Raw genomic sequence first — 3,004 nt, 5'->3', positions numbered from 1 at the left:
GTCACAGGCGGCCGAGATCCAGCGTCTGTTGAGATCCCGGGCGCCGCACAGCCAGACCGGCTAGGCCGGCCATCGTCAATGCAGCGTCTCGATGTACTTTTCGTGGAAGCTGACATAGCCGGGCTCGACCACCTTGAGATGCCGCTCGATCAGCGCATGAAACCGCGGCAGTTGATGAAACGGCACGCCGGGATAGGCATGATGCTCGGCATGGAACGGCATGTTCCACGCCAGCTTGCGGACCAGCCAGTTGGTCAATGTGGTCCTGGTGTTCTCCAGCATGTTGGCGACGAACGGACAACGACCGTGCTCGGCCAAGAGATAGAGGCGCAGAAACGGCTGCCCCAACAGAGCGGGCAAAATCCAGACATAGACAAGCACCGAGAGCCGGAAATAGACGGCAAGCAGAAGGAGCACGGCATAAAAGGCAATCATGGCGCGTGCCTCGATGCGCACCTTGTCATAGCCCTTTGGCGGAACGTAGCTTTCGCGACCACGATCCGCGGCGTTGGCATAAAGCGTCTTGATGTGGCCCCACCATAACGGGATGCCGGATATGTGGACGAGGTATTGCCGCCATGTCTCCGGCTTGGGGAACGCCAGTTCCGGGTCATTGTCGGGATCTTGCGTGTATCGATGGTGGGCAAAGTGGAAGTAGCGGAACCAGTCCGCCGGCAGTGCGATCGCCAGGCTGCACACCCGCGCCACGAGATCGTTCAGCCGCTGCGCCTCAAAGGCCGTGCGATGAACCGTCTCGTGCAGCAGCGTGAATAGGAACACGATGAGGAGACCTTGCGGCAGCATCAGCAGCGGCCAGAACGGCACTTTGGCGGCGATCAGCGATCCGAGGATCACGATCGCACCCCAATGAGCGGCAAGCTGAACGAGGCCCGCGGCATCAGACTTGGCGGTCAGCCGGTTGCGCTCCTCCTGCGTCAACGATGAAATTACGTCGCGATGATCCACGGGCTTCGATCCAGGCTGGGATTTGATAGAATCCACTGTAGCGCATGAAAAATCTTTCCAAAAATGACGATTTCTGCGATTTAGATAAGCTGAACTTATCTATCCGGTGATCATGGCCGTACTTCCCTCTCTCAAAGGACTTCAGGCTTTCGAGGCTGCCGCCCGTACAGGCAGCTTTGCGGGGGCGGCGGAAGAGCTTTCTGTATCGGCCGCCGCCGTCAGCCAGCTCATCCGCACCGTCGAGGAGCAGATGGACCGCAAGCTGTTCCATCGCGTCAACCGGCGCGCCGTCCTCACCGAGGCCGGCGTCGAGATGCTGCCCAGGCTGACCATGGCCTTCCAGGAGATCGGCAGCGTCGCGCGCCAACTGGGCGGCGATGCGTTCCGCCCGCGCCTCGTGGTGTCGGTGCCGCCATCCATGGCCATGGGTTGGCTTTCGCAGCGCCTCACTGGTTTTGTCTCCAGCCATGGCGCCGTCGACATATCGCTCAGAGGCGAGGATGACCCGGTGCCGTTCGACCGTGAGTTGATCGACATCAGGCTCACTTATGGCCCGCACTATCGCGAGCACCCGACCGAGGACATCGTCCAGGACGCAGTCTATCCCGTGTGTGCACCCGGGCTGGCGGACACGATCAAACCCGAAGGCCTCGCCAGCCTGCCGCTTATCCATACCGGCTGGGGACCGACCGGTGCGTCCTTTCCGTCCTGGCACAACTGGTTCGAGGCGGCCGGCATCGAACCCGGCCGGGCAGCGCAGCGCGGCCTCTCGGCCAACTCATCGCGCGCAGCACTCGACCTTGCCATTTCGGGATTGGGCGTGGCGCTGGCGCAAGGGATCTACTGTGCCGAGGCGCTGGAGGACGGCCGACTTGTCAGGCCCCTCGCCCAAATGGTCGAGCTGCGCCAGCCCTATTGCCTGACGATCCCGGCGCGCAGCGCCAGACGCGATGTCGTGGACGCATTTCGCCAGTGGCTGATCGACGAGTGCCGGCGCGCAGTCGGCTCGCCGGCACTGCGTTGACGCGACACGCGGCAATCGTCAGAGGTGCCCGCTCAATGCCTCAGCCATGTCCTTGTTTGTCGCCACGGGGATGATCTCGAATTCCACCAGATCCGCCCATTCGATGACCCAACGCTGCAGCAGCGTGACGTCATCGGCCTCCACCAGCAGGAAGCAGCGGCTCATGTCCGCCGCGATCCAGCTGTGGTGCACGAGCAGCTCGTCCGGTTTCAGGCGGCCGCGGTCGCGAAAGCGGCGATAGATCTCCTTGCGATCACAGCCGGTGAAATCCTCGATCACGATAAACTGCATGTTCTACCCCCGATCAAATTACCGCCCCGGCCGGTCCAACCGCTCCAGGAACCACTGCGTCAGCCGCACCCAGACCTCGTCCTTCTCACCGGAATCCTCCCAGCCATGATCGAGGTTGGGATTGTCATTCACCTCGATGACGAAGACGCCGTCCTTGGTCTCCTTGAGGTCGACGCCATAGAGCCCGTCGCCGATGCAGCGCGCCGCCTTCACTGCCGTCTCGACGACATGCGCCGGCGTTTCCTTCAGCGTGAAGGTCTTGATGCCGCCCTGGTCGGGCTTGCCGTTGGCCTTGTGGTTGACGATCTGCCAGTGCTTCTTGGCCATCAGATAGTGCACGGCAAACAGCGGCTGGCCGCCGAGCACGCCGACACGCCAATCATATTCGGTCGGAATGAATTTCTGCGCGATCAGAAGGTCGGAATCCTCCAGCCATTCGGTGGCGAGCGTCTTCAGTTCCTCGAAATTGGCGCATTTCTTGACGCCGCGCGAGAACGACGAATCCGGGATCTTCAGCACCAGCGGAAAGCCCAGCGTCTGCGCCGCCAGTTCGAGATCCGAGGTGCCGGCGATCATCACCGTCGGCGGCACCGGCACCTTGTTGTAGGCCATCAGCTCGTTGAGATAGACCTTGTTGGCGCAGCGGATCATCGACAGCGGATCGTCGATCACCGGCATGCCTTCCTGCTGGGCGCGGCGGGCGAAAAGATAGGGGTGGTTGGA

General features: G+C 62.0%; 4 protein-coding genes. 1 reads left to right on the top strand and 3 read right to left on the bottom strand.

Translation table 11 applies throughout. From position 1 onward, the window contains the following. Window positions 1-75: 75 nt before the first annotated feature. Window positions 76-966 (bottom strand): fatty acid desaturase family protein, encoded by an 891-nt coding sequence (locus tag EN969_RS24435; protein ID WP_013532571.1) that lies wholly within the window; start codon window positions 964-966, stop codon window positions 76-78. A gap of 112 nt (window positions 967-1,078) precedes the next feature. On the opposite strand from EN969_RS24435, the gene EN969_RS24430 reads away from it, so the two are divergent. After that, window positions 1,079-1,990 carry a LysR substrate-binding domain-containing protein gene (locus EN969_RS24430; RefSeq protein ID WP_013532572.1) on the top strand — a complete coding sequence of 304 codons (912 nt, stop codon included), beginning with the start codon at window positions 1,079-1,081 and terminating at the stop codon, window positions 1,988-1,990. 18 nt (window positions 1,991-2,008) lie between these two features. On the opposite strand, the gene EN969_RS24425 is transcribed toward EN969_RS24430, so the two are convergent. Beyond that, the gene (locus EN969_RS24425) at window positions 2,009-2,269 is read right to left on the bottom strand and encodes a DUF3303 family protein (RefSeq protein ID WP_244514281.1); all 261 of its coding nucleotides are present in this window, start codon (window positions 2,267-2,269) and stop codon (window positions 2,009-2,011) included. Window positions 2,270-2,299: 30 nt separating this feature from the next. Continuing rightward, window positions 2,300-3,004: RimK family alpha-L-glutamate ligase (locus tag EN969_RS24420; protein ID WP_164758454.1), on the bottom strand; the 705-nt coding region annotated here is incomplete at its 5' end.

Source organism: Mesorhizobium sp. M7A.F.Ca.CA.003.01.2.1 (assembly GCF_003998945.1).
Taxonomy (GTDB): domain Bacteria; phylum Pseudomonadota; class Alphaproteobacteria; order Rhizobiales; family Rhizobiaceae; genus Mesorhizobium; species Mesorhizobium ciceri.
This window is presented reverse-complemented; position numbering and strand designations above follow the sequence as displayed.